Source organism: Pseudomonas uvaldensis (assembly GCF_021271205.1).
GTDB classification, from domain to species: Bacteria; Pseudomonadota; Gammaproteobacteria; order Pseudomonadales; family Pseudomonadaceae; genus Aquipseudomonas; species Aquipseudomonas uvaldensis.
Genome location: NZ_JAIWKS010000005.1, coordinates 290,142 through 313,255, shown reverse-complemented (window position 1 = coordinate 313,255; position 23,114 = coordinate 290,142). Strand labels below are relative to the sequence as shown.

At 60.2% G+C, this 23,114-nt stretch carries 21 protein-coding genes; 18 read left to right on the top strand and 3 right to left on the bottom strand.

Translation table 11 applies throughout. The features are described from left to right. Positions 1-77: 77 nt before the first annotated feature. Positions 78-1,445 carry a CYTH domain-containing protein gene (locus LCU97_RS13790; protein WP_232776817.1) on the bottom strand — a complete coding sequence of 456 codons (1,368 nt, stop codon included), beginning with the start codon at positions 1,443-1,445 and terminating at the stop codon, positions 78-80. A gap of 158 nt (positions 1,446-1,603) precedes the next feature. Between LCU97_RS13790 and argE the strand changes: the two genes are divergently transcribed. The 11 genes from argE (at position 1,604) to LCU97_RS13735 (ending at position 11,805) form a co-directional block, all read left to right on the top strand. After that, a complete protein-coding gene (gene argE / locus LCU97_RS13785) occupies positions 1,604-2,761 on the top strand; it encodes an acetylornithine deacetylase (protein WP_232776815.1) in 1,158 nt (385 codons plus the stop codon). Between the two features lie 132 nt (positions 2,762-2,893). Continuing rightward, complete coding sequence (gene argA, locus LCU97_RS13780; protein WP_232776813.1) at positions 2,894-4,192, top strand: amino-acid N-acetyltransferase; 1,299 nt, start codon at positions 2,894-2,896, stop codon at positions 4,190-4,192. Between the two features lie 40 nt (positions 4,193-4,232). Further along, positions 4,233-4,532: a hypothetical protein gene (locus LCU97_RS13775; protein ID WP_232776811.1), complete on the top strand. Its 300-nt coding sequence runs from the start codon at positions 4,233-4,235 to the stop codon at positions 4,530-4,532. A gap of 134 nt (positions 4,533-4,666) precedes the next feature. Further along, positions 4,667-5,989: an OprD family porin gene (locus LCU97_RS13770; RefSeq protein WP_053148378.1), complete on the top strand. Its 1,323-nt coding sequence runs from the start codon at positions 4,667-4,669 to the stop codon at positions 5,987-5,989. Positions 5,990-6,278: 289 nt separating this feature from the next. Then, entirely contained in the window at positions 6,279-6,917 is a 639-nt protein-coding gene (locus tag LCU97_RS13765) for a peroxiredoxin (protein ID WP_232776810.1), read from the top strand. 227 nt (positions 6,918-7,144) lie between these two features. Beyond that, a complete protein-coding gene (gene ssuE / locus LCU97_RS13760; RefSeq protein ID WP_053148372.1) occupies positions 7,145-7,738 on the top strand; it encodes an NADPH-dependent FMN reductase in 594 nt (197 codons plus the stop codon). A 91-nt stretch (positions 7,739-7,829) separates the two neighbouring features. Continuing rightward, entirely contained in the window at positions 7,830-8,795 is a 966-nt protein-coding gene (locus LCU97_RS13755; RefSeq protein WP_232776808.1) for a sulfonate ABC transporter substrate-binding protein, read from the top strand. 26 nt (positions 8,796-8,821) lie between these two features. Further along, on the top strand, positions 8,822-9,970 hold the full coding sequence (gene ssuD / locus LCU97_RS13750; protein WP_053148367.1) for an FMNH2-dependent alkanesulfonate monooxygenase: 1,149 nt from the start codon (positions 8,822-8,824) through the stop codon (positions 9,968-9,970). 7 nt (positions 9,971-9,977) lie between these two features. Continuing rightward, a complete protein-coding gene (ssuC, locus tag LCU97_RS13745) occupies positions 9,978-10,760 on the top strand; it encodes an aliphatic sulfonate ABC transporter permease SsuC (RefSeq protein ID WP_232776807.1) in 783 nt (260 codons plus the stop codon). Continuing rightward, a complete protein-coding gene (gene ssuB, locus LCU97_RS13740; RefSeq protein WP_053148360.1) occupies positions 10,757-11,563 on the top strand; it encodes an aliphatic sulfonates ABC transporter ATP-binding protein in 807 nt (268 codons plus the stop codon). Before ssuC ends, ssuB begins: the two co-directional genes overlap by 4 nt. 26 nt (positions 11,564-11,589) lie before the next feature. After that, positions 11,590-11,805 (top strand): TOBE domain-containing protein, encoded by a 216-nt coding sequence (locus LCU97_RS13735; protein ID WP_053148357.1) that lies wholly within the window; start codon positions 11,590-11,592, stop codon positions 11,803-11,805. A gap of 85 nt (positions 11,806-11,890) precedes the next feature. Here the strand turns inward: LCU97_RS13735 and LCU97_RS13730 are convergent, their stop codons facing one another. Both LCU97_RS13730 and LCU97_RS13725 read right to left on the bottom strand, forming a co-directional pair. Next, a complete protein-coding gene (locus LCU97_RS13730; protein ID WP_053148353.1) occupies positions 11,891-12,526 on the bottom strand; it encodes a TetR/AcrR family transcriptional regulator in 636 nt (211 codons plus the stop codon). 227 nt (positions 12,527-12,753) lie between these two features. Then, positions 12,754-14,130 carry a glutamine synthetase family protein gene (locus LCU97_RS13725; protein ID WP_053148350.1) on the bottom strand — a complete coding sequence of 459 codons (1,377 nt, stop codon included), beginning with the start codon at positions 14,128-14,130 and terminating at the stop codon, positions 12,754-12,756. Positions 14,131-14,734: 604 nt separating this feature from the next. On the opposite strand from LCU97_RS13725, the gene LCU97_RS13720 reads away from it, so the two are divergent. The 7 genes from LCU97_RS13720 to LCU97_RS13690 all read left to right on the top strand — a co-directional run bounded on the left by LCU97_RS13720 (position 14,735) and on the right by LCU97_RS13690 (position 23,084). Beyond that, on the top strand, positions 14,735-16,093 hold the full coding sequence (locus LCU97_RS13720; protein ID WP_053148347.1) for a glutamine synthetase family protein: 1,359 nt from the start codon (positions 14,735-14,737) through the stop codon (positions 16,091-16,093). Positions 16,094-16,149: 56 nt separating this feature from the next. Further along, entirely contained in the window at positions 16,150-17,514 is a 1,365-nt protein-coding gene (locus LCU97_RS13715) for an aspartate aminotransferase family protein (protein ID WP_053148345.1), read from the top strand. A gap of 180 nt (positions 17,515-17,694) precedes the next feature. Next, the gene (locus tag LCU97_RS13710) at positions 17,695-18,792 is read left to right on the top strand and encodes a polyamine ABC transporter substrate-binding protein (RefSeq protein WP_053148343.1); all 1,098 of its coding nucleotides are present in this window, start codon (positions 17,695-17,697) and stop codon (positions 18,790-18,792) included. Between the two features lie 184 nt (positions 18,793-18,976). Next, positions 18,977-20,074: a polyamine ABC transporter substrate-binding protein gene (locus LCU97_RS13705; protein WP_053148340.1), complete on the top strand. Its 1,098-nt coding sequence runs from the start codon at positions 18,977-18,979 to the stop codon at positions 20,072-20,074. 66 nt (positions 20,075-20,140) lie between these two features. After that, positions 20,141-21,283, top strand: a complete 1,143-nt coding sequence (locus LCU97_RS13700) for an ABC transporter ATP-binding protein (protein ID WP_053148338.1) — start codon at positions 20,141-20,143, stop codon at positions 21,281-21,283. Further along, positions 21,280-22,200, top strand: coding sequence for an ABC transporter permease subunit (locus LCU97_RS13695; RefSeq protein WP_053148336.1), 921 nt, complete (start codon positions 21,280-21,282; stop codon positions 22,198-22,200). The genes LCU97_RS13700 and LCU97_RS13695 overlap by 4 nt, the downstream gene beginning before the upstream one ends. Then, positions 22,197-23,084 (top strand): ABC transporter permease subunit, encoded by an 888-nt coding sequence (locus tag LCU97_RS13690; protein WP_053148334.1) that lies wholly within the window; start codon positions 22,197-22,199, stop codon positions 23,082-23,084. Before LCU97_RS13695 ends, LCU97_RS13690 begins: the two co-directional genes overlap by 4 nt. Positions 23,085-23,114 lie beyond the last annotated feature (30 nt).

Sequence of the window (23,114 nt, the reverse complement as noted above, 5' to 3'; positions counted from 1 at the left end):
AAAGGTCGGGGTTGTTGCGGATATTGTGCCCAACCCGGATCGAAATGTGGAAGCGAGCCCTGCTCGCGATGGCGATGTTACAGGCGCAACAAGGTTTTCCATGCCCGATTCTGATACACCGCGATCGCCTGTTGTTTGCGCGCTTCCAGGGCTTCGTCGGTGATCGGCTCGTTGGCCAGTTGCGCCAGCTTGTTCAGCTCGCCGTAGAGGCGGTCCATTTCCGGGATATCGAGTACCTGCCGGGCATGGTGCAACCAGACCTGGATGCGCTCGATGCGTGGCAACTGTTCGGCCAGGTCTTCCGGCTGCTGCTGATAACGTTGCAGTTGCAGGGACGAAGACTCTTCCCCCAGCAAGCGCGGCAGCCAGCTGTCCAGTTGTGCGGCCCCCTGGCGATTGCCACGGGTATTGCGCTCGGCCGTCCAGCTACGGGCCAGCAGCCAGCGAGAGGTGTTGAGGGAGAACAGGCCCCAGCGCGGGTCCTGCAGTTCTTCCAGGAACTGTTCGGGCGCGGCCTTGCGCACGTCTTCGTCGTCCAGGCCAGCCTGGACCACCGGGCGCCAGTCTTCCAGCAATGCATCCAGGGCAACCCGCAGGTCGTGAGTTGACTGGCGTGGCGCGGCTTGGCCGAGGCTGCTGAGCAGGGCCCGCAGTTCGGCCAGGTTATCCACCCAGTCCTGCAGCAGGCGCCAGTGGCCGTTGAAGCGATATTGCTCGGCCAGGCGCTGGCTGCTGCCCAGCAAATGCCAGCTCAGCGCGGCAAAGGCGTCGTCCAGCGACATCTCGGCGGTCAGCTGTGGAGGCGGCAGGCTCAGGGCGTAGCTGCTTGCATCGTGCAGGCGATAGCCACGCTCGGCCTTGCTGATGTCACACGGCATCAAGGGTAGGGTCTCGGCCAGCTCGGCGGCCAACTCCAGCAGGGCGGCGGGTTCGCCTTCGCGCAGTTCCAGCTCCAGTTCGCAGATTTCTTCTTTCTGCTTGCCTACCACCACATGGCCCAGGTCCAGCGCGGCTTCGATGACCACTTTATTTTTGCCACGGCCCCAAGCGATTTCAGCGCGTTCGCGGACGAAATCGGTGGTGAAGATGGCTTTCAGGGTTTTCTTATCCAGTTCGGCCAGTGATTCGGGCCAGCATTCGCCGTCGAGTTTCTTCAGGTCGAGCTTGGCCTTGGGCAGGTGCCAGTCGTACTCGTTACGCTCGGACAGACCGGCGATGCTCTGGCCGCGGGTCTTGAGGGTCTGAATCACCTCTTCGCCGTCGCGACGCAGGCGCAGGGCGACTTTGGCGCGGGCCAGGTCACGTTCGGGGGTGTCGAAATACTGATTCATCAGTTCGCGGCGTTCCCAGCCGCCTTTGTTGCGTTTTTTCAGCAGCGGGTGCTCGCGCAGGGCTGCCAGGGTCTCGCGGCTGACGCGGAGTTTGATTTCGGTTTCTTTCTGCATGGCCGGAAAATCCAGGGATCGGGTGCGCAGCCGGGGAGAGGTGTGGCTGCCAAGGTCGTGCAGTGTACAGGAGTCATCCGCCTTGCGTGCCGCGACGGTTTATTACTGGCGTCGGATGGTTCTATGATGGACGTCAATTTGTAAGCCCGGAGACAGCGATGCCTTTGCCATCCATGAAAGATCAGTTCGCTGCCCTGATCGCCGCGCCTTCGGTCAGCTGTACGCAACCCACGCTGGACCAATCCAACAGTGCCGTGATCGAACTGCTGGCGGGTTGGCTCAGTGACCTCGGATTTTCCTGTGATATCCAGCAGGTCAGCCCCGGCAAGTTCAACCTGCTGGCCAGTTTCGGCAGCGGCCCGGGAGGCCTGGTACTGGCCGGGCATAGCGACACGGTGCCCTTCGATGGCGCATTGTGGCAGACCGACCCGCTGAAACTCACCGAGGTCGATGGCCGCTGGGTCGGTCTGGGCAGCTGCGACATGAAAGGCTTTTTCGCCCTCGCCATCGAGGCGCTCAAGCCGCTGCTGGACCAGCCGTTCAAGCAGCCGCTGCTGATTCTCGCCACTTCTGACGAGGAAAGCTCCATGGCGGGGGCCCGGGCCCTGGCCGAGGCCGGGCGTCCATTGGGACGTGCCGCCATCATCGGGGAGCCGACCGGGCTCAGGCCGATTCGCCTGCACAAAGGCGTGATGATGGAGCGTATCGACATCCTCGGGCGCAGCGGCCATTCCTCCGACCCAAGCCTGGGTCGTAGCGCCCTCGAAGCCATGCACGATGCCATGGGGGAACTGCGCGGCCTGCGCCTGCAATGGCAGCGTGAATTTCGGAATCCGCAATTCAGCGTGCCCCAGCCCACCCTGAACTTCGGCTGCATCCACGGTGGCGACAACCCTAACCGAATCTGCGGCCAATGCTCCATGGAGTTCGACCTGCGCCCGCTGCCGGGCATGGATCCGCAAGTGCTGCGGGCGGCAATCCAACAGAAGCTCAACCCGATTGCCGAACGGCATCAGGTCAAGATCGACTATGCGCCGCTGTTCCCCGAAGTGCCGCCGTTCGAGCAGGCCGAGGATGCCGAACTGGTGCGTCTGGCCGAACGGCTCACCGGTCATCGTGCCGAAGCAGTGGCGTTTGGCACCGAAGCGCCTTATCTTCAGCGCCTTGGCTGCGAAACCCTGGTGCTGGGGCCTGGCGATATCGCCTGTGCCCACCAGCCGGGCGAGTACCTTGAAATGTCACGTTTGCAGCCTACCGTGCAACTGCTGCGGCAGTTGATCGGACATTACTGCCTGACGCCGGCCACGGCCGGCTAAATCGCCCGCATTCGGGCCCGTATTCATGAGGAGAGCGCGCGTGTCGCCAAGCCTGTTCCGACGATAACCATCAGCCTGCTGTGCGTTCTGTTTCGTCTTTTTTTGGCTGTTATTTATTACAGGTCCAGGTTCATGCCCGAATACGTCAATTGGCTTCGCCACGCTTCGCCCTACATCAATGCCCACCGTGATTGCACGTTCATCGTCATGCTGCCCGGCGATGGGGTGGAACATCCGAACTTCGGCAACATCGTCCATGACCTGGTGCTGTTGCACAGCCTCGGCGTGCGCCTGGTCCTGGTCCATGGTTCGCGCCCGCAGATCGAAACCCGGCTCGCGGCGCGGGGGCTGACCCCTCATTACCACCGTGGCATGCGCATCACCGATGCCGCGACCCTGGAATGCGTGATCGACGCGGTCGGGCAGTTGCGCATCGCCATTGAGGCGCGCCTGTCGATGGACATGGCCTCTTCGCCGATGCAGGGGTCGCGGTTGCGGGTGGCGAGCGGCAACCTGGTCACGGCGCGGCCGATCGGCGTGTTGGAGGGCGTGGATTACCACCACACCGGTGAAGTGCGCCGGGTCGACCGCAAGGGTATCAATCGCCTGCTGGACGAGCGCTCCATCGTGCTGCTGTCGCCGTTGGGCTATTCACCCACCGGGGAAATCTTCAACCTTGCCTGCGAGGACGTTGCCACCCGCGCGGCCATCGACCTGGCGGCCGACAAGCTGCTGCTGTTCGGCTCCGAGCCAGGACTGATCGGCGAGGACGGCCGACTGGTGCGCGAATTGCGCCCGCAACAGGTCCCCGCCCATATGCAGCGCTTGGGCAGCGATTATCAGGCCGAATTGCTGGATGCGGCGGCCCAGGCCTGCCGGGGCGGCGTGGCCCGCAGTCACATCGTCAGTTACGCCGAGGACGGTGCGCTGCTGGCCGAGCTGTTCACCCGCGACGGCAGCGGCACGCTGGTGGCTCAAGAACAGTTCGAAGTGGTGCGTGAAGCGGCTATCGAAGATGTCGGTGGCTTGCTGGACCTGATCAGTCCGTTGGAAGAGCAGGGGATTCTTGTACGTCGTTCCCGCGAAGTATTGGAGCGGGAAATCGAACAGTTCAGTGTGGTCGAGCGCGAAGGCATGATCATCGCCTGCGCGGCGCTCTACCAGATCGCCGATTCGGATGCCGGCGAGCTGGCCTGCCTGGCGGTGAATCCCGAATATCGTCACGGCGGTCGTGGCGACGAACTGCTGGAGCGAATCGAAACCCGGGCCCGTGCCCAAGGGCTCAAAACATTGTTCGTGCTCACTACCCGTACCGCCCATTGGTTCCGCGAGCGTGGCTTTGAGCCCAGCAGTGTCGAACGCCTGCCGGCCGCCCGAGCGTCGCTCTACAACTATCAACGCAATTCGAAAATCTTCGAAAAAGCGTTGTAGGCGCAGCGCCCCCAACCTGTGCAGCCAGGCTGTACGCTTTTTGACTTCAGACAATGATTTGTCCGAAGGAATGCCTCCAAGATTGCGACCTACGGCAGCCGAACGCTTTGGCGTGGGGCTGCTGAATGGGATCGCAGCCTTGATCCAGACGGATCGGCCCCCTGAAAAGGTGCGGACGAAAAAATATCCAGTAATCAGCAGGCTGGCCGATATTGCATATCGTCAGTTTGACGACGCTTTGATGGCAGCCATATTTCAAAATAATCTGAAAACTGCTGAAACAATTCTTTTTGGAAGTATCAAGAATCCATTATTCTGCGGGCCGGCATCGCGACGTTAGACCATGGTCGTAATCACAAATGGTTACGATTGACTTGTCAGTCACGGTCTGGCGCTAATCGCGCATCCGCGGATTCCGGGCGTTCGATCCGGAACCACAGATACACAAGAATTAGAAAACGAGAGGAGCGAAGCATGAACAAGTCCACCTTGGCCCTGGCCGTGGCCGTTGGGGTTCTGGCGCAGCAGGCAGGCGCCGCCGGTTTTATTGAAGACAGCAAGGCTACCTTGGGTCTGCGTAACTTCTACATCAACACGGATAACCGTGATTCTGCTGCTACAACGAACAAGTCTGAGGAATGGGGCCAAGGTTTCGACCTGCGCTTCACCTCCGGTTACACCCAAGGCACCGTTGGCTTTGGTATCGATGCCATTGGCCTGCTGGGTATCAAGCTGGATTCGGGCGGCGGTACCAACGGCGCCTCCAACAACAGCTACGGTGGTACGGTCTTCCCGAGCAACTCCAACGGCGAGGCGGTGGATAACTTTTCCAGCCTGGGCCTGACTGCCAAAGCCAAGGTTTCCCAGACCGAGCTGAAGCTGGGCACCTTGCAGCCAAAACTGCCCGTAATCGTGACCAACGACGGTCGTCTGCTGCCGCAAACCTTCCAGGGCGGTCAGATCACCTCGAACGAAATCAAGGACCTGACCCTCATCGGTGGTCAGATCGAGCACGCTAAAGGTCGTAACTCCAGCAACAACGAGGAGTTGTCCATTGCCGGTGCGAACGGTCGTACCGCAAGCGGCCGCGATAGCAACAAATTCATTTACGGTGGCGGTGACTACAAAATCACCAAGGACCTGACTGCCCAGTATTACTACGGCAACCTGGAAGACTTCTACAAGCAGCACTTCCTGGGTCTGGTGCACAACTGGGCCATCGGTCCGGGCGTACTGAAATCTGATCTGCGCTATTTCAACAGCCGCAGCGACGGCGCCAATGGCCATGACTCCAACTACTACACCACTGGCTACTATGGCGGCAGCGTCACCAAGGGCAAGGTCGACAACAACCTGTACAGCGGCTTGTTCCTCTACACCGTCGCAGGTCACACCTTTGGTGGTGGCTATCAGGCCAGCAACGGCGACAGCGATTTCCCTTGGCTGAACCAGGGTGACGGCTCGTCGGCTTACCTGACTACCGACATGCAGATCGCCAAGTTCGCCCGTGCCGGTGAACGTACCTGGCAGGGTCGCTACTCGTACGACTTCGCCAAGCTCGGTGTGCCTGGCCTGACCGCTGGCGTCATCTACCTGCGTGGCGACAATATCGATCACGCCACCGGTGACAAGACCGAGTGGGAGCGTGACATCACCGTTGGCTACGTTGTACCGGAAGGCGCTCTGAAGAACGTAGGCGTGATGTGGAAAAACGCTACCTGGCGCAACGACATCCCAGGTCAGCGCGACCAGGATGAAAACCGCCTGATCGTCAGCTACTCGATCCCGTTGCTGTAAGTAACGCGCTCGCGTAACGAAAAAAAGCCCCGCCCGGCAACACGCCCGGCGGGGCTTTACGTTTTCGAGTCAGGCCCACCCCTGTAGCCTTTCCCGAAACTACTCCTCTTTCGGCAACTCGAGGCCTTCTCGAACCTCGTTGAGGATGTTGGGCTTATAGAGGTGTCGGCGCCAGTGAACACTTTTTTATATTTCCAAAAGATCTATAAAGATCAGCATTCATTCTTTTTCAAACCGCCTGGAACGAGGCACAGTCAGGCTCTACAAGATCTCATCCAGGAGCCCCAACATGAGCCTCAGACTCGGCGACATCGCCCCCGACTTCGAACAGGATTCCAGCGCCGGCAAGATCCGCTTCCATGAATGGCTTGGCGACAGCTGGGGTGTGCTTTTTTCCCACCCGGCGGATTTCACGCCGGTCTGCACCACTGAATTGGGTCTGACGGCCAAGCTCAAGGATGAGTTTGCCCAACGCGGCGTGAAGGCGATTGCCCTCTCGGTCGACCCGGTGGATTCGCACCACAAGTGGATCGAAGACATCAACGAAACCCAGAATACCGTCGTCAATTTCCCGATCCTGGCCGACGCCGACCGCAAGGTGTCGGACCTCTACGACCTGATCCACCCCAATGCCAGCGATACCCTGACCGTGCGTTCTCTGTTCGTGATCGACCCGAACAAGAAGATTCGCCTGACCATTACCTACCCGGCCAGCACCGGACGCAATTTCAACGAGATCCTGCGAGTGATCGACTCCTTGCAACTGACCGACAGCCACAAGGTCGCCACCCCGGCCAACTGGCAGGACGGCGATGAAGTGGTAATCGTGCCATCGCTCAAGGATGAGGACGAAATCAAGCGGCGCTTCCCTAAAGGCTATCGGGCCGTGAAACCTTATTTGCGCCTGACACCGCAACCGAATCGCTGAAGAGAGGATCAACCAAACCCTCATTTCACAGGGAATCTATGTGCAACAGGGTTTTGGCCGTTTCGACGGCCTTTTTTATTGCCTTCAAAAAATGAACTGATATTTATTTATAGAATAACCAAATGAATAAATATGATTTAAAGATATATGAATCCGCTGTTATCGTTTGCATCAGACAGCGAGATCGCCCACCGCGAATCGCGCAGAACGTTTAAGGAATGGTTGGCATGTTGGTCGTCTCACTTGGTGGCAGTCCCAGTCAGCGCTCCCGTTCCGGGGTGCTGTTGGAGCGCGCGCAGCGTTGGTTGCAGCAGCAAGGGGTGGAGGTGGTGAGTTATCAGGTGCGTGACTTTCCCGCCGAGGACCTGCTCCATGCCCGCTTCGACAGTCCGAAAATCGTCGACCTGCTCCAGCAGATCGATAACGCCGACGGCCTGTTGATTGCCACACCGGTGTACAAGGCGTCTTTTTCCGGTGCGCTGAAAACATTGTTGGACCTCCTGCCAGAACGCGCCCTGAGCCATAAGGTGGTATTGCCCATGGCCACCGGCGGCAGCATCGCCCACATGCTGGCCGTGGATTACGCTCTCAAGCCGGTGCTGTCGGCGCTCAAGGCTCAGGAAATGCTGCAGGGGATCTTTGCCGAGGATAGCCAGATCGCCTATGGCGAAGGCAGTGCCCAGGCGCAATTGACGCCCGCCTTGCAGCAACGCCTGCACGAAGCGCTGGAGCAGTTTCTCAGCGCCATGGCCCGTCGACCCAGGCCACTGGACCCAAGTCTGTTGAATGAACGTTTGTTGAGTGCTCGCTGGAGCATTTGAATCCCGATACACCCTGATTCAACTCACCTTACTCAGCCGCCAACGGCCAAGCAGGTGCAGCCAAAACCCCACAGCAAAAAGGAGAGGCGCCATGCGCACTGTCATTTTGCGTCGCGGGCTGGTCGCTCTGTTTGCTGCGGCTGTGTCCTTCGGCGCTACTATCCAGGCTCAAGCCGAGACGTTGCGGATCGGTTATCAGAAGTACGGCACCCTGGTGCTGCTCAAGGCCAAGGGCACCTTGGAAAAACGCCTCGCCGCCCAGGGCGTGGATGTGCAATGGACTGAATTCCCCGGCGGCCCGCAATTGCTCGAAGGCCTCAACGTCGGCTCCATCGACTTCGGCGTGACCGGTGAAACCCCGCCGGTGTTTGCCCAGGCGGCGGGTGCCGATCTGCTTTACGTCGCCTACGAACCGCCGGCACCCAACAGCGAGGCGATCCTGGTGCCCAAGAGCTCGCCGATCCAGTCGGTGCAAGACCTCAAGGGCAAGAAGATCGCGCTGAACAAAGGCTCCAACGTCCATTACCTGCTGGTACGAGCCCTTGAAGATGCCGGCCTGAAATATTCCGACATCCAGACCGTGTTCCTGCCTCCGGCCGATGCCCGTGCCGCATTCGAGCGTGGCAGTGTCGACGCCTGGGTGATCTGGGATCCGTACCAGGCGGCCGCCGAACAACAGTTGCAAGCGCGCACCTTGCGTGACGGCAAGGGAATCGTCGACAACCACCAGTTCTACCTCGCCACCAAACCCTATGCGCAAAAGAACCCCCAGGTCATCACCACCCTGGTGGAAGAGGTGCGGGCGGTAGGGGAGTGGTCCAAGGCCAACCCCGAAGACGTGACCAAACAGGTATCGCCACTGCTAGGCCTGCCTGCCGACATCACTCTGACGTCGGTGAAACGCCAGGGTTACGGTGCGTTGTTCCTGACGCCGGAAGTGGTCGCGGCACAGCAGAAAATCGCCGACAGCTTCTATCAGCTCAAATTGATCCCCAAGCCCTTGAGTATCAGGGACGTGATCTGGACGCCGCCGGCGGCCGTTGCGAACGCGCAGTAATCCGATTTCCTTAGGAGACCACTCCAATGAGCCTCAATATTTTCTGGTTCCTGCCCACCCACGGCGACGGCCATTACCTTGGCACCGCCGAAGGCGCTCGCGCCGTCGACCACGGCTACCTGCAACAGATCGCCCAGGCGGCGGATCGACTGGGTTTCGGTGGGGTGCTGATTCCCACCGGACGTTCCTGCGAGGACTCCTGGCTGGTGGCCGCTTCGTTGATTCCCGTGACCCAGCGCCTGAAATTCCTCGTTGCCTTGCGCCCCGGGATCATTTCCCCGACGGTGGCGGCGCGCCAGGCTGCGACCCTGGACCGGTTGTCCGGCGGCCGGGCGTTGTTCAATCTGGTGACCGGTGGCGATCCGGATGAGCTGGCGGGCGATGGCCTGTTCCTCGATCATGAGGCGCGCTACCAGGCTTCGGTTGAATTCACCCGCATCTGGCGTCGTGTGCTGGAAGGCGAGACGGTGGATTACGACGGCGAGCACATCAGCGTGAAGGGTGCCAAGCTGCTCTATCCACCGATCCAGCAGCCGCGTCCACCGCTGTACTTTGGTGGATCTTCCGAAGCGGCCCAGGATCTGGCGGCCGAACAGGTGGAAATGGTCCTGACCTGGGGCGAGCCGCCGGAAGCCGTGGCGGAAAAAATCGCCCAGGTTCGGGCCAAGGCCGAGAAGCTCGGCCGTACCGTGCGATTTGGCATCCGCCTGCACGTGATCGTGCGGGAAACCAATGCCGAGGCCTGGCAGGCGGCCGACCGATTGATCTCCCACTTGGACGACGACACCATCGCCCGTGCCCAGGCGTCCCTGGCCCGTTTCGATTCGGTGGGCCAGCAGCGCATGGCCGCGTTGCATGGAGGGCGGCGCGACAAGCTGGAAGTCAGCCCCAACCTTTGGGCCGGCGTGGGGCTGGTTCGCGGCGGTGCTGGTACGGCGCTGGTGGGCGATGGCCCGACCGTGGCGGCGCGGGTCAAGGAATATGCCGACCTGGGGATCGATACGTTCATCTTCTCGGGTTATCCACACCTGGAAGAGTCCTACCGCGTGGCGGAACTGCTGTTCCCGCACCTGGATGTGGAACGCCCGGAATTGCCGAAGAGCGGCGGTTATGTGAGCCCGTTTGGTGAAATGGTCGCCAACGACATTCTTCCCAAAGCCGCGTCCCAGAGCTGAGGCGGCCATGAAGAAAGTTATCCACAACCTGGCGCCCTGGGCGGTGCCGCTGCTGTTGCTGGCGATATGGCAACTGTCGGTGTCGGGGGGCTGGTTATCCACGCGGATCCTGCCGGCTCCGGTGGCGGTGATCGAGGCCGGGGTGAACCTGGTGCGCAGCGGCGAGATCTGGACGCACCTGGCTATCAGTGGCTGGCGTGCGGTGGTGGGTTTCCTGATTGGCGGCGGCATCGGCCTGGCCCTGGGTTTCATCACTGGTTTGTCGAAATGGGGCGAGCGTCTGCTGGACAGTTCCGTGCAAATGCTCCGGAACATCCCGCACCTGGCGCTGATTCCGTTGGTGATCCTGTGGTTTGGTATCGACGAGTCGGCGAAGATTTTCCTGGTGGCCCTCGGCACGCTGTTTCCGATTTACCTCAACACCTATCACGGCATCCGTAACGTCGACCCGGCGTTGGTGGAAATGGCCCGCAGCTATGGTTTGTCCGGCTTCAGCCTGTTTCACCAAGTGATCCTGCCGGGCGCCTTGCCTTCGATCCTGGTGGGCGTGCGCTTTGCCCTGGGATTCATGTGGCTGACGCTCATCGTGGCGGAGACCATCTCTGCCAGTTCCGGCATCGGCTACTTGGCGATGAATGCCCGAGAGTTCCTGCAGACCGACGTGGTAGTACTGGCGATTCTGCTGTACGCCGTGCTCGGCAAGCTTGCCGACCTTGCCGCCCGTGGGCTCGAGCGGGTCTGGTTGCGCTGGCATCCGGCGTACCAGGTCAACAAGGGAGGTGTCGCATGACTGCGCAACAACCTCCGCGCCTGTTGCAAGGCATTCCGCTGGCGGTGCGCAACCTGCAAAAGACCTTTGGCTCGCGCCAGGTGCTGCGGGACATCGACCTGCACATTCCCGCCGGGCAATTCGTGGCAGTGGTCGGGCGCAGCGGTTGTGGCAAAAGCACCTTGCTGCGTCTGCTGGCCGGCCTCGATCAGCCTTCCGACGGCCAGTTGCTGGCCGGTTCTGCACCGTTGAGCGCTGCACAACAGGACACGCGGCTGATGTTCCAGGAGGCGCGCTTGCTGCCCTGGAAAAAAATCATCGACAACGTTGGCATCGGGCTCAAGGGCAACTGGCGGCCACAAGCGCTACAGGCGTTGGAATCCGTGGGCCTGGCCGATCGTGCCCATGAATGGCCGGCGACATTGTCCGGTGGACAGAAGCAACGGGTGGCCCTGGCCCGGGCCCTGATTCATCAGCCACGGCTGCTGTTGCTCGACGAACCCCTGGGAGCGCTCGACGCGCTGACACGTATCGAAATGCAGCAGTTGATCGAACGCCTGTGGCAGCAACACGGTTTTACCGTGCTGCTGGTGACTCACGATGTCAGCGAAGCAGTGGCCATTGCCGACCGGGTGATCCTGATCGAGGACGGCCAGATTGGCCTCGATCTGGCCGTCGACCTGCCACGCCCACGGGCACGCGGCTCTCATCGGCTGGCTGCCCTGGAAACCGAAGTCCTCAACCGCGTGCTGTCCTTGCCCGGCCAACCGCCGGAACCCGAACCCGTTTCACCCTTGCCCACGCAGTTGCGGTGGGCGCAATAACCTCATCCAGAAAAGGAATCGACACCATGACCATCAAAGCCATCAACGTGCGTAACCAGTTCAAAGGCATCATCAAGGAAATCGTCGAAGGCGACGTGCTGTCGGAAATCGACGTCCAGACCGCTTCCGGCATCGTCACTTCCGTGATCACCACCCGCTCCGTAAAAGAGTTGGAGTTGACGATCGGCAGTGAAGTGATTGCTTTCGTCAAATCGACAGAGGTATCTATCGCCAAGTTGTGAACAATGTTCCATCCACAGCCCCGGATGGCGTGAGCCCTTCGGGGTTTTTTTAGTGACGGATGAGAGGTGCGAGTGGCTGAGACCGTCAGATGACTTGTCGCTTGGGCAGATACGGCGGCAGATACAACCCCAGGTACGCATCGAACACCCGCATGCCTTCCTCGGCCATGCGCGGGGTGATCTGGCCGTGTTGTTGCACCGAGCGGGCATAGACGCGGTCGCCCAGTTCCATGGCGAGGGCGAATACATCGACGTCATCGGGCAGTGTCGGCAGTTCGAAATGGTGGGCGAAGAGCTTGTGCATCAAGTCGCCCAGCTCCAGGTCGTGCTGACGATCGGCCTGGGTGACTTCGGTCAGGCCATGTTGGGCCAGGATCAGCTGGCGGGCGGCGGCGTCCTGGTCGTAGATCGTCAGCATGCGCTGCTCCACCAGTCGCGACAGGTCGCGCCAACCGCTCAGAGATCCATGATTGATCGGCGCTTGCAGGCAAGCACGGAAGGCCGCGTGGACGTCGGCGGTCAGGGCTTCGAGCAGGGCCGGGACGCTGGCGAAGAAGTGATACACGGAAGAAGGCGGAATGCCGGCGCGTTCGGCAACGCTGTAGATGGACAGGTTGCCCACACCTTCGCTCGCCAGCAGCGTGCGGGCAGCATCGAGAATCGAGTCGATCCGAGCCTGGCTGCGTGCGCGAGGTTTGCGAGGGCTGGCGATGCGCGTCATGGAGGTCTCCTGCGGGGGCTGCCGGGCATTGTACGAGCCGGGAGATAGGTTGTCTGCTCGGCCGCCATCGCGAGCAGGCTCGCTCCCACATGGGATCTGCGGGGGAGGCCACAATTGGAGGCACTCAATATCCTGTGGGAGCGAGCCTGCTCGCGATCCGCCGAAGGCGGCCATAAAAAAACGCCGCAGGCCGTGAAGGCCTGCGGCGTTTTCTCTACCGCAACCGCTTAAACGGTATGCAGATACCAGTTGTACTCGAGGTCGGAGATGGAGTGTTCGAATTCCTCCAGCTCACTCTCTTTGCAGGCCACGAAGATATCGATGTATTTCGGGTCGATGTACTTGGCCATGACCTCGCTGTCGTCCAGTTCCCGGAGGGCGTCGCGCAGGTTGTTCGGCAGGCTCTGTTCGTTCTGCTCGTAGCTGTTGCCTTCCACCGGTGCGCCCGGCTCGATCTTGTTGACCAGGCCATGGTGCACGCCCGCCAGTACGGAGGCCATCAGCAGGTACGGGTTGGCATCGGCGCCGGCGACGCGGTGTTCCAGGCGCACGGCATCGGCCGAGCCGGTCGGTACGCGTAAGGCCACGGTGCGGTTGTCCAGGCCCCAGGTCGGGGAGTTCGGCACGTAGAACTGTGCGCCGAAACGACGGTAGGAGTTGACGTTGGGGCAGAGGAACGCCATCTGCGCGGGCAGGGTCTCGAGCACACCGCCGATTGCGTGACGAAGCGCGGCGTTCTGCTCGGGATCCTCACTGGCAAAGATATTGTTGCCATCTTTGTCCAGAATCGAAATGTGGACATGCAGGCCGTTGCCCGCCTGGCCCGGATACGGCTTGGCCATGAAGGTGGTGTCCATTTCATGGTCATAGGCGATGTTCTTGATCAGACGCTTGAGCAGAACGGCGTAGTCGCAGGCTCTCATCGGGTCGGCCACATGGTGCAGGTTCACTTCGAACTGCGCCGGGGCACTTTCCTTGACGATGGCGTCGGCGGGGATGCCCTGCTCCTTGGCGCCTTCCAGGATATCCTGGAGGCAATCGACATACTCGTCGAGGTCGTCGATCAGGTAGACCTGTGTGGAATGGGGGCGTTTGCCGGAAATCGGTGAACGGGGCGGTTGTGGACGGCCGTTCACGTTCTCCTGGTCGATCAGGTAGAACTCAAGTTCGAAGGCCGCGCAGATGGTCAGGCCCAGCTCGTCGAACTTGGTCACGACCTGGCGCAGGACTTCGCGAGGGTCAGCGAAGAAAGGCTCGCCTTCGAGCTCGTGCATGGTCATCAGCAGTTGCGCGGTCGGGCGCTTTTGCCAGGGTTCGTTGGAAAGAGTGCCGGGGATCGGGTAGCAGATGCGGTCGGCATCGCCGATGTCCAGGCCCAGGCCGGTGCTTTCCACCGTCGAACCATTGATATCCAGGGCAAACAGGGAGGCCGGCAGGTTGATGCCTTTCTCGTAAACCTTGTGGAGGCTGGTGCGTTCGATGCGCTTGCCACGCACCACACCATTCATATCCGCAATCAGAAGGTCAACGTACAGAACCTCAGGATGTTCCTTAAGGAACGCGTTCGCTTCGTTAAGCTGAACGGCACGCGGGGGTACCGACATGATGCAACACCTTTGTTGTTAAAAATATCAATCATTGATCTCTTTGAAACCCAGTCAACCCGAACGGCATGCCGAAGTCAAGCAGGGCCTTTTTTGCCCTAAAAAAGCACCTGGGGGGCTTTTTTGAGGCAATTTGGGGCGTTTTTATCCCTTTAAAGGTCGTGGCGCCCGCAGGCTTGAGCGGGCCGTGTTGTATTTTTTACGGGGGTGTTGTGTAAAAAAATGAACAAGGCTAAGCTCGATTCAAACCCATAACAGCAATAATACCGGGGTGTTTCATGTCTCGCCTGCCGTCCCAACGGCGTCACCCGCTGTCCCGGCAAATTGGTTGGCATGCTCGTCGCATCCGTGGCGATAAGCGCCGCCAGGCCATGATGAAGGTCATCGGGCACTTCTCCATGTCGATTTCGCCCCTGGTGTACCGGCCGTCATCATCGTCCAATATTCTGGACGCTCTGGACGAAACTCTCTTTAGCGGCTCTCCTTTCAATGTAGAACCTTTTCCCGGGCATTTGTCGGGCAGAGGCAACACAACGCGACGCCGATGCGTCAAACAACCCCTGACTACCCTTGGCAGCCAGGAAAATCACGCCTAGAGGCATTTATGAGTAACAACCTCGACCAGCTCACCGATTGGTTGAAAGACCATAAGATCACAGAAGTCGAATGCATGATTGGCGATCTGACCGGTATCACACGGGGCAAGATCTCGCCGACCAACAAATTCATTGCCGAAAAAGGCATGCGCCTGCCCGAGAGCGTTCTGCTCCAGACCGTTACGGGCGACTATGTCGAAGACGACATCTATTACGAACTGCTGGACCCGGCGGACATCGATATGGTGTGCCGTCCGGACGAAAACGCGGTGTTCCTGGTGCCCTGGGCCATCGAACCCACCGCCCAGGTGATCCACGACACTTATGACAAGCAGGGCAACCCCATCGAGTTGTCGCCGCGCAACGTACTCAAGAAGGTACTCAAGCTCTACGCCGACAAGGGGTGGCAGCCGATCGTCGCGCCGGAGATGGAGTTCTACCTGACCAAGCGCAGCGACGACCCGGACTTCCCGCTGCAACCGCCTGTCGGCCGCTCCGGCCGCCCGGAAACCGGTCGCCAGTCTTTCTCCATTGAAGCGGCCAACGAATTCGATCCTCTGTTCGAAGACGTCTACGACTGGTGCGAGTTGCAGGAGCTGGACCTCGATACCTTGATCCACGAGGACGGCACGGCGCAGATGGAAATCAATTTCCGTCATGGCGACGCCCTGTCCCTGGCCGATCAGATCCTGGTCTTCAAGCGCACCATGCGTGAGGCCGCGCTCAAGCACAATGTGGCTGCCACGTTCATGGCCAAGCCCATGACCGGCGAGCCGGGCAGCGCGATGCACCTGCATCAGAGCATCATCGACAAGGAAACCGGCAAGAACGTTTTCTCCAATGAAGACGGGACCATGAGCGAGTTGTTCCTGCATCACATCGGCGGGTTGCAGAAGCTCATCCCCGAGCTGTTGCCGCTGTTCGCGCCCAACGTCAATTCGTTCCGCCGCTTTTTGCCGGATACCTCGGCGCCGGTGAACGTGGAGTGGGGTGAGGAGAACCGTACGGTTGGTCTGCGGGTACCGGATGCCGGGCCGCAGAACCGCAGGGTGGAAAACCGTCTGCCGGGTGCCGATGCCAACCCGTACCTGGCCATCGCCGCCAGCCTGCTGTGTGGCTTCATCGGCATGGTAGAAGGCCTCAACCCGAGCGCCCCGGTAGTGGGCCGTGGTTATGAGCGGCGCAACCTGCGCTTGCCGCTGACCATCGAGGACGCTCTTGAGCGCATGGAAAACAGCAAGACCATCGAGAAATACCTGGGCAAGAAGTTCATCACGGGCTACGTCGCGGTCAAGCGGGCCGAGCATGAAAACTTCAAGCGCGTCATCAGTTCGTGGGAGCGGGAATTCCTGCTCTTTGCCGTCTGATGCGCCGGGCGGGGCGGCCAAGGCCGCTTCGCCCCCACCGATAAAGGAGAATCCGCATGACCCGCAACAATCCGCAGACCCGTGAATGGCAAGCCTTGAGTAGCGATCATCACCTGGCGCCGTTCAGCGATTTCAAGCAGCTCAAGGAAAAAGGTCCGCGCATCATCACCCGCGCCAAGGGTGTCTACCTCTGGGATAGCGAAGGCAACAAGATCCTCGACGGCATGGCCGGGCTCTGGTGCGTGGCGGTCGGTTACGGCCGCGATGAACTGGCCGATGCCGCCAGCCAGCAGATGCGCGAGCTGCCTTACTACAACCTGTTCTTCCAGACGGCCCACCCGCCGGCGCTGGAATTGTCCAAGGCCATCGCCGAGGTCGCTCCGCCAGGCATGAGTCATGTGTTCTTCACCGGGTCCGGTTCCGAAGGCAACGACACCATGCTGCGGATGGTCCGCCACTACTGGGCGATCAAGGGCCAGCCGAACAAGAAGGTCATCATCAGCCGCAAGAACGGCTATCACGGTTCGACCGTGGCCGGCGCGAGCCTGGGTGGCATGACTTATATGCACGAGCAGGGCGACCTGCCGATCCCGGGCATCGTCCATATCGCCCAGCCGTACTGGTTCGGTGAAGGCGGCGACATGAGCCCCGAGGAGTTCGGCCTGTGGGCCGCCAACCAACTGGAAGAGAAGATTCTCGAAATCGGCGTGGACAACGTCGGTGCGTTCATTGCCGAGCCGATCCAGGGTGCGGGTGGCGTGATCGTGCCGCCGGACAGCTACTGGCCGCGAGTAAAGGAGATCCTCGCCAAGTACGACATCCTGTTCGTGGCCGACGAAGTGATCTGTGGTTTCGGCCGTACCGGCGAGTGGTTCGGTACCGACTATTACGGTCTGAAACCCCACATGATGACCATCGCCAAGGGGCTGACTTCCGGCTATATCCCCATGGGCGGCCTGATCGTGCGCGACGATGTGGTCGCGGTGCTCAACGAGGGTGGCGACTTCAACCACGGGTTCACCTATTCCGGTCACCCGGTGGCGGCTGCGGTGGCCCTGGAGAACATCCGCATTCTGCGCGAAGAGAAAATCATCGAGCGGGTCCACGGCCAAACGGCACCTTATTTGCAGAAGCGCCTGCGGGAACTGAACGATCACCCGTTGGTGGGTGAAGTGCGCGGGGTCGGTTTGCTGGGGGCGATCGAACTGGTCCGGGACAAGGCCACGCGCCAACGTTATGAAGGCAAGGGCGTGGGCATGATTTGCCGGCAGTTCTGCTTCGATAACGGGCTGATCATGCGGGCGGTGGGCGACACCATGATCATTGCGCCGCCGCTGGTAATCAGCGAGTCCGAGATCGACGAGTTGGTGACCAAGGCACGGCGCTGCCTGGACCTGACTCTGGGTGCGTTGCAAGGCTGAGTGCTAGGCTCTGAGCGAGGCGCCTTGAAGGGCTTCGCCCGGTGCGAAAAGGCTGGGTATATGTGTTGAAAGCCTGCCCTGTAACTTGCCAGACTACCGCCTGTTCAAGTTGCCCGCGAGCCGGCTACTGAACTGTGGCTAAGAAGAATAACTGGAGCATCATCCATGAAGGCATTAGGTATGAAGATAGCTGGCAAGACCCTCCTCGCCATGTCCCTGATGGGCGTGATGGCAGGTGCCGTCCAGGCGGACGACAAAGTGCTGCATGTCTATAACTGGTCCGACTACATCGCCCCGGACACCGTCGCCAAGTTTGAAAAAGAGACGGGGATCAAGGTGGTGTACGACGTATTCGACAGCAACGAAACCCTGGAAGCCAAGTTGCTGGCCGGCAAGTCCGGTTATGACATCGTGGTGCCGTCGAACAACTTCCTGGCCAAGCAGATCAAGGCGGGGGTCTATCAGCCGCTGGACAAGTCCAAGCTGCCAAACTGGAAGAACCTCGACACCGACCTGCTCAAGGCAGTAGGCGATGCCAGCGACAAAGGTAACCAGCATGCCTTCCCTTACATGTGGGGCACCATCGGTATCGGCTATAACCCCGAGAAGGTCAAGGCAGCACTGGGTGTCGACAAGATCGATTCCTGGGATGTTCTGCTCAAGCCGGAAAACATCGCCAAGCTCAAGAGCTGCGGCGTGAGCTTCCTCGACTCGCCGACCGAAATGATCCCGGTGGCGTTGCATTACCTGGGCTATCCGACCGACAGCCAGGACAAGAAGCAACTGGCCGATGCCGAGGCGCTGTTCCTCAAGATCCGTCCATCGATCAGCTATTTCCACTCCTCCAAGTACATCTCCGACCTGGCCAACGGCAACATCTGTGTCGCCGTGGGTTATTCGGGTGATATCGAACAGTCCAAGTCCCGTGCCGCCGAAGCCGGTGGCAAGGTCAAGGTGGCCTACAGCATTCCGAAAGAAGGCGCTGGTTCGTTCTACGACATGGTCGCCATTCCAAAGGATGCCGAAAACGTCGAGGCTGCCTACAAGTACATGAACTTCCTGATGAAGCCGGAAATCATGGCGGAAATCACTGACAACGTGCGTTTCCCGAACGGCAACAAGGCTGCTACCCCGCTGGTGGACAAGGAAATCTCCGGAGATCCGAACATCTATCCATCGGATGAAGTGAAAGCCCATCTGTATGCAATCAGCGACTTGCCGCCCGCTACCCAGCGGATCCTGACCCGCAGCTGGACCAAGATCAAATCCGGTAAATAAGCCGGCCTGAGGCACCTTCCTGTTGTCGCCGCCATCGCGGCGGTTGGCAACAGGAGCAATTAAATAATTAAAAGTTTTGCTGGATCGGTTTATCGAGGGTAAGTTGCGCGCCGGTTTTGTTGCAGGGCCCCTCGTGGCCGGTAACAGGGGGCAACTTGGGCCCAACTATATAGAGGACCTCCACGTGCCAGTCTTTTCTTTGTTACGCAACGCCTTGCTGGTCAGTGCAGGCCTGACGCTCGCGGTCAGCGTCCAGGCTGCCTCCACCGTGCATATTTATAACTGGTCGGACTACATCGGCGAGTCCACGCTGGCGGATTTCGAAAAAGCCACCGGGATCAAGCCGGTGTATGACGTATTCGATTCCAATGAAACCCTGGAAGGCAAATTGCTGGCGGGTCGTACCGGCTATGACGTGGTCGTGCCGTCCAACCATTTCCTGGGCAAGCAGATCAAGGCCGGGGCGTTCCAGAAGCTCGACAAGGCGCAATTGCCCAACTATGCGAACCTCGACCCTTCGCTGCTCAAGCGCCTGGACAAGAACGATCCGGGCAACCAGTACGCCGTGCCTTATCTGTGGGGGACCAACGGCATCGGCTATAACGTCGAGAAGATCAAGGCGGTGCTGGGCGTCGACAAGATCGACTCGTGGGCCATGCTGTTCGAGCCGGAAAACATCAAGAAACTGTCCAGTTGCGGCGTCTCGTTCCTCGATTCCGGTGACGAGATGATCCCGGCCATGTTGAATTACCTGGGCCTGGACCCCAACAGCGAAAATCCTGAAGACTACAAGAAGGCCGAGGCCCAGCTCCTCAAGATCCGGCCCTACGTGACCTACTTCAATTCCTCCAAGTACATCTCCGATCTGGCCAATGGCGAGATCTGCGTGGCCGCCGGTTTCTCCGGGGATATTTTCCAGGCCCGCGAACGTGCCAGCGAGGCCGGCAAGGGCGTCGAAATCGCCTATGTGATCCCAAAAGAAGGCGGCAACCTCTGGTTCGACATGCTGGCGATCCCACGTGACGCCACCAACGTCAAGCAGGCCCATGCGTTCATCAACTACCTGCTCGAGCCTGAGGTGATCGCCAAGGTCAGCGATTACGTCGGATATGCCAACCCGAACCCCAAGGCTGGCGAACTGATGAATCAGGAGGTGCGCACTGACGAAGCGGTCTACCCGCCCCAGGCGATCGTCGACAAGCTCTACGTCAACTCCGAGTTGCCGCCCAAGATCCAACGACTCATGACCCGAAGCTGGACCAAGGTCAAGTCGGGTAAATAGCAAAAACGCTCTAACTCAAGGTTCGCCCGCGAGGGGCGAACTGTAAATTCTGTGGGAGTTTCGTAAATGGCAGTTGCCTCCGGCGCCTATAAGAAAGCCCTCGAGGGCGACCACGCACCCAAGCAGGTGTTGGTCAAGATCGACCGGGTCACGAAAAAGTTCGACGAGACGATTGCCGTGGACGATGTGTCCCTGGAAATCAAGAAGGGTGAGATCTTCGCCCTGCTCGGCGGTTCGGGATCGGGCAAATCCACCTTGCTGCGCATGCTGGCCGGGTTCGAGCGACCCACGGAAGGGCGCATTTTCCTCGACGGTGTGGACATCACCGACATGCCGCCCTACGAGCGGCCGATCAACATGATGTTCCAGTCCTATGCCTTGTTCCCCCACATGACCGTGGCGCAGAACATCGCGTTCGGCCTGCAGCAGGACAAGATTCCCAAGCCCGAGATCGATGCCCGCGTGGCCGAGATGCTCAAGCTGGTGCAGATGAGCCAGTACGCCAAGCGCAAGCCTCACCAGCTCTCCGGCGGCCAGCGTCAGCGCGTGGCCCTGGCCCGTTCCCTGGCCAAGCGCCCCAAGTTGCTGCTGCTCGATGAACCGATGGGCGCCCTGGACAAAAAGCTGCGCTCGCAGATGCAGCTCGAACTGGTCGAGATCATCGAGCGGGTGGGCGTGACCTGCGTCATGGTGACCCACGACCAGGAAGAGGCCATGACCATGGCCGAACGCATCGCGATCATGCACCTGGGCTGGATCGCTCAGATCGGTAGCCCGATCGACATCTACGAAACCCCGACCAGCCGGCTGGTCTGCGAGTTCATCGGCAACGTCAACATCTTCGAGACCGAAGTGGTGGACGACGCCGAGGGCCATGCGGTGCTGACCTGCAAGGACCTGGATCGCAATATCTACGTGGGCCACGGCATCAGTACGTCGGTGCAGGACAAGTCTGTGACCTACGCCATCCGCCCGGAAAAACTGCTGGTGACCGCCGAGCAACCGACCTGCGAGCACAACTGGTCCAGTGGCAAGGTCCATGACATCGCCTACCTGGGCGGTCATTCGGTGTTCTACGTCGAGTTGCCGAGCGGCAAGCTGGTGCAATCCTTCGTCGCCAACGCCGAACGCCGCGGCCAGCGGCCGACCTGGGGCGACCAGGTGTTCGTCTGGTGGGAAGACGACAGCGGCGTGGTGCTTCGCTCATGAACATGCGCAAACTCAAGCGTCGACTCGCCCGAATAACGCCCGGTGGCCGTCAACTGGTCATCGGGGTGCCCTTCATCTGGCTGTTCCTGTTCTTCATGCTGCCGTTCTTCATCGTCCTGAAGATCAGCTTCGCTGAAGCCGACGTCGCGATTCCGCCGTACACCGAGATCTATAGCTACGTCGACCAGAAGCTGCAGATACTGCTCAACATCGCGAACTACGCGATGCTCAGCGAGGATGAGCTGTACATCGCCGCCTACCTGGGGTCGCTGAAAATGGCCCTGATCAGCACCGCCCTGTGCCTGTTGATCGGTTATCCGATGGCCTACGGCATCGCCAACGCCCGCAAGGAAACGCAGACGGTGCTGGTGCTGCTGATCATGATGCCGACCTGGACCGCGATCCTGATCCGCGTCTATGCGTGGATGGGCATCCTCAGCAACAACGGTTTGCTCAACGGCTTCCTGATGAGCATGGGGTGGATCAGCGAGCCCTTGCAGATCCTCAACACCAACCTGGCGGTGTACATCGGCGTGGTCTATTCGTACCTGCCATTCATGATCCTGCCGTTATACGCCAACCTGGTCAAACACGACCCCAGCTTGCTGGAGGCGGCGTCCGACCTGGGCTCCAGCACCTTCAACAGCTTCTGGAAAATCACCGTGCCGCTGTCCAAGAACGGCATCATCGCCGGCTGCATGCTGGTGTTCATCCCGGTGGTGGGCGAATTCGTCATCCCGGAACTGCTGGGCGGCCCGGAAACCCTGATGATCGGCAAAGTGCTGTGGCAGGAATTCTTCAACAACCGTGACTGGCCGGTGGCATCCGCCCTGGCGGTGGTGATGCTGGCGATCCTGATCGTGCCCATCATCCTGTTCAACCGCAGTCAGGCCAAGGAAATGGAGGGCAAGGAATGAAACGCTTTCGTTTTTCCAGCCTGATGCTGGTGTTGGGATTGTTGTTCATCTACGCGCCGATGGTGATCCTGGTGATCTTCTCGTTCAACGCCTCGAAGCTAGTGACGGTGTGGGGCGGCTGGTCGATCAAGTGGTACGTCGGCCTGCTGGACAACACCCAACTGATGGGGTCGGTGGTGCGTTCGCTGGAAATCGCCTGCTATACGGCGGTGGCGGCTGTGGCTCTGGGCACGTTGGCGGCTTTCGTGCTGACCCGCATCACCCGCTTCAAGGGGCGGACGCTGTTCGGTGGCCTGGTCACCGCGCCGCTGGTGATGCCGGAAGTGATCACCGGTCTGTCGCTATTGCTGCTGTTCGTCGCCATGGCGCAGATGATCGGCTGGCCCCAGGAGCGCGGCATCGTCACGATCTGGATCGCTCACACGACGTTTTGCGCCGCCTACGTGGCCGTGGTGGTCTCCTCGCGCCTGCGTGAGTTGGACCTGTCCATTGAAGAGGCCGCCATGGATCTCGGTGCGCGGCCATGGAAGGTGTTCATCCTGATCACCATCCCGATGATCGCACCGTCGCTGGCGGCGGGGGGCATGATGTCCTTCGCGTTATCCCTGGATGACCTGGTACTGGCAAGCTTCGTCTCCGGCCCCGGTTCCACCACGTTGCCGATGGAGGTGTTCTCGGCGGTGCGCCTGGGCGTCAAGCCGGAGATCAACGCCGTGGCGAGCCTGATCCTGCTGGCCGTGTCGCTGGTGACGTTCCTGGTCTGGTACTTCAGCCGTCGGGCTGAGGAAAACCGTCGGCGGGCCATTCAGCAAGCCATCGAGGAAAGCGCTGCCGACTCCTGGAAACAACCGCAGGTGCGCCGGCCGGAGACCGTATCGGCCTAGAGACCAGGCAGCTCCCCTGCGGGAGCGAGC

Coding starts and splice junctions, on each gene's coding strand:
- LCU97_RS13790 (WP_232776817.1), bottom strand. CDS start 1,445: ATGCAGAAAGAAACCGAAATCAAACTCCGCGTCAGCCGCGAGACCCTG.
- argE (WP_232776815.1), top strand. CDS start 1,604: ATGCCTTTGCCATCCATGAAAGATCAGTTCGCTGCCCTGATCGCCGCG.
- argA (WP_232776813.1), top strand. CDS start 2,894: ATGCCCGAATACGTCAATTGGCTTCGCCACGCTTCGCCCTACATCAAT.
- LCU97_RS13770 (WP_053148378.1), top strand. CDS start 4,667: ATGAACAAGTCCACCTTGGCCCTGGCCGTGGCCGTTGGGGTTCTGGCG.
- LCU97_RS13765 (WP_232776810.1), top strand. CDS start 6,279: ATGAGCCTCAGACTCGGCGACATCGCCCCCGACTTCGAACAGGATTCC.
- ssuE (WP_053148372.1), top strand. CDS start 7,145: ATGTTGGTCGTCTCACTTGGTGGCAGTCCCAGTCAGCGCTCCCGTTCC.
- LCU97_RS13755 (WP_232776808.1), top strand. CDS start 7,830: ATGCGCACTGTCATTTTGCGTCGCGGGCTGGTCGCTCTGTTTGCTGCG.
- ssuD (WP_053148367.1), top strand. CDS start 8,822: ATGAGCCTCAATATTTTCTGGTTCCTGCCCACCCACGGCGACGGCCAT.
- ssuC (WP_232776807.1), top strand. CDS start 9,978: ATGAAGAAAGTTATCCACAACCTGGCGCCCTGGGCGGTGCCGCTGCTG.
- ssuB (WP_053148360.1), top strand. CDS start 10,757: ATGACTGCGCAACAACCTCCGCGCCTGTTGCAAGGCATTCCGCTGGCG.
- LCU97_RS13735 (WP_053148357.1), top strand. CDS start 11,590: ATGACCATCAAAGCCATCAACGTGCGTAACCAGTTCAAAGGCATCATC.
- LCU97_RS13730 (WP_053148353.1), bottom strand. CDS start 12,526: ATGACGCGCATCGCCAGCCCTCGCAAACCTCGCGCACGCAGCCAGGCT.
- LCU97_RS13725 (WP_053148350.1), bottom strand. CDS start 14,130: ATGTCGGTACCCCCGCGTGCCGTTCAGCTTAACGAAGCGAACGCGTTC.
- LCU97_RS13720 (WP_053148347.1), top strand. CDS start 14,735: ATGAGTAACAACCTCGACCAGCTCACCGATTGGTTGAAAGACCATAAG.
- LCU97_RS13715 (WP_053148345.1), top strand. CDS start 16,150: ATGACCCGCAACAATCCGCAGACCCGTGAATGGCAAGCCTTGAGTAGC.
- LCU97_RS13710 (WP_053148343.1), top strand. CDS start 17,695: ATGAAGATAGCTGGCAAGACCCTCCTCGCCATGTCCCTGATGGGCGTG.
- LCU97_RS13700 (WP_053148338.1), top strand. CDS start 20,141: ATGGCAGTTGCCTCCGGCGCCTATAAGAAAGCCCTCGAGGGCGACCAC.
- LCU97_RS13695 (WP_053148336.1), top strand. CDS start 21,280: ATGAACATGCGCAAACTCAAGCGTCGACTCGCCCGAATAACGCCCGGT.
- LCU97_RS13690 (WP_053148334.1), top strand. CDS start 22,197: ATGAAACGCTTTCGTTTTTCCAGCCTGATGCTGGTGTTGGGATTGTTG.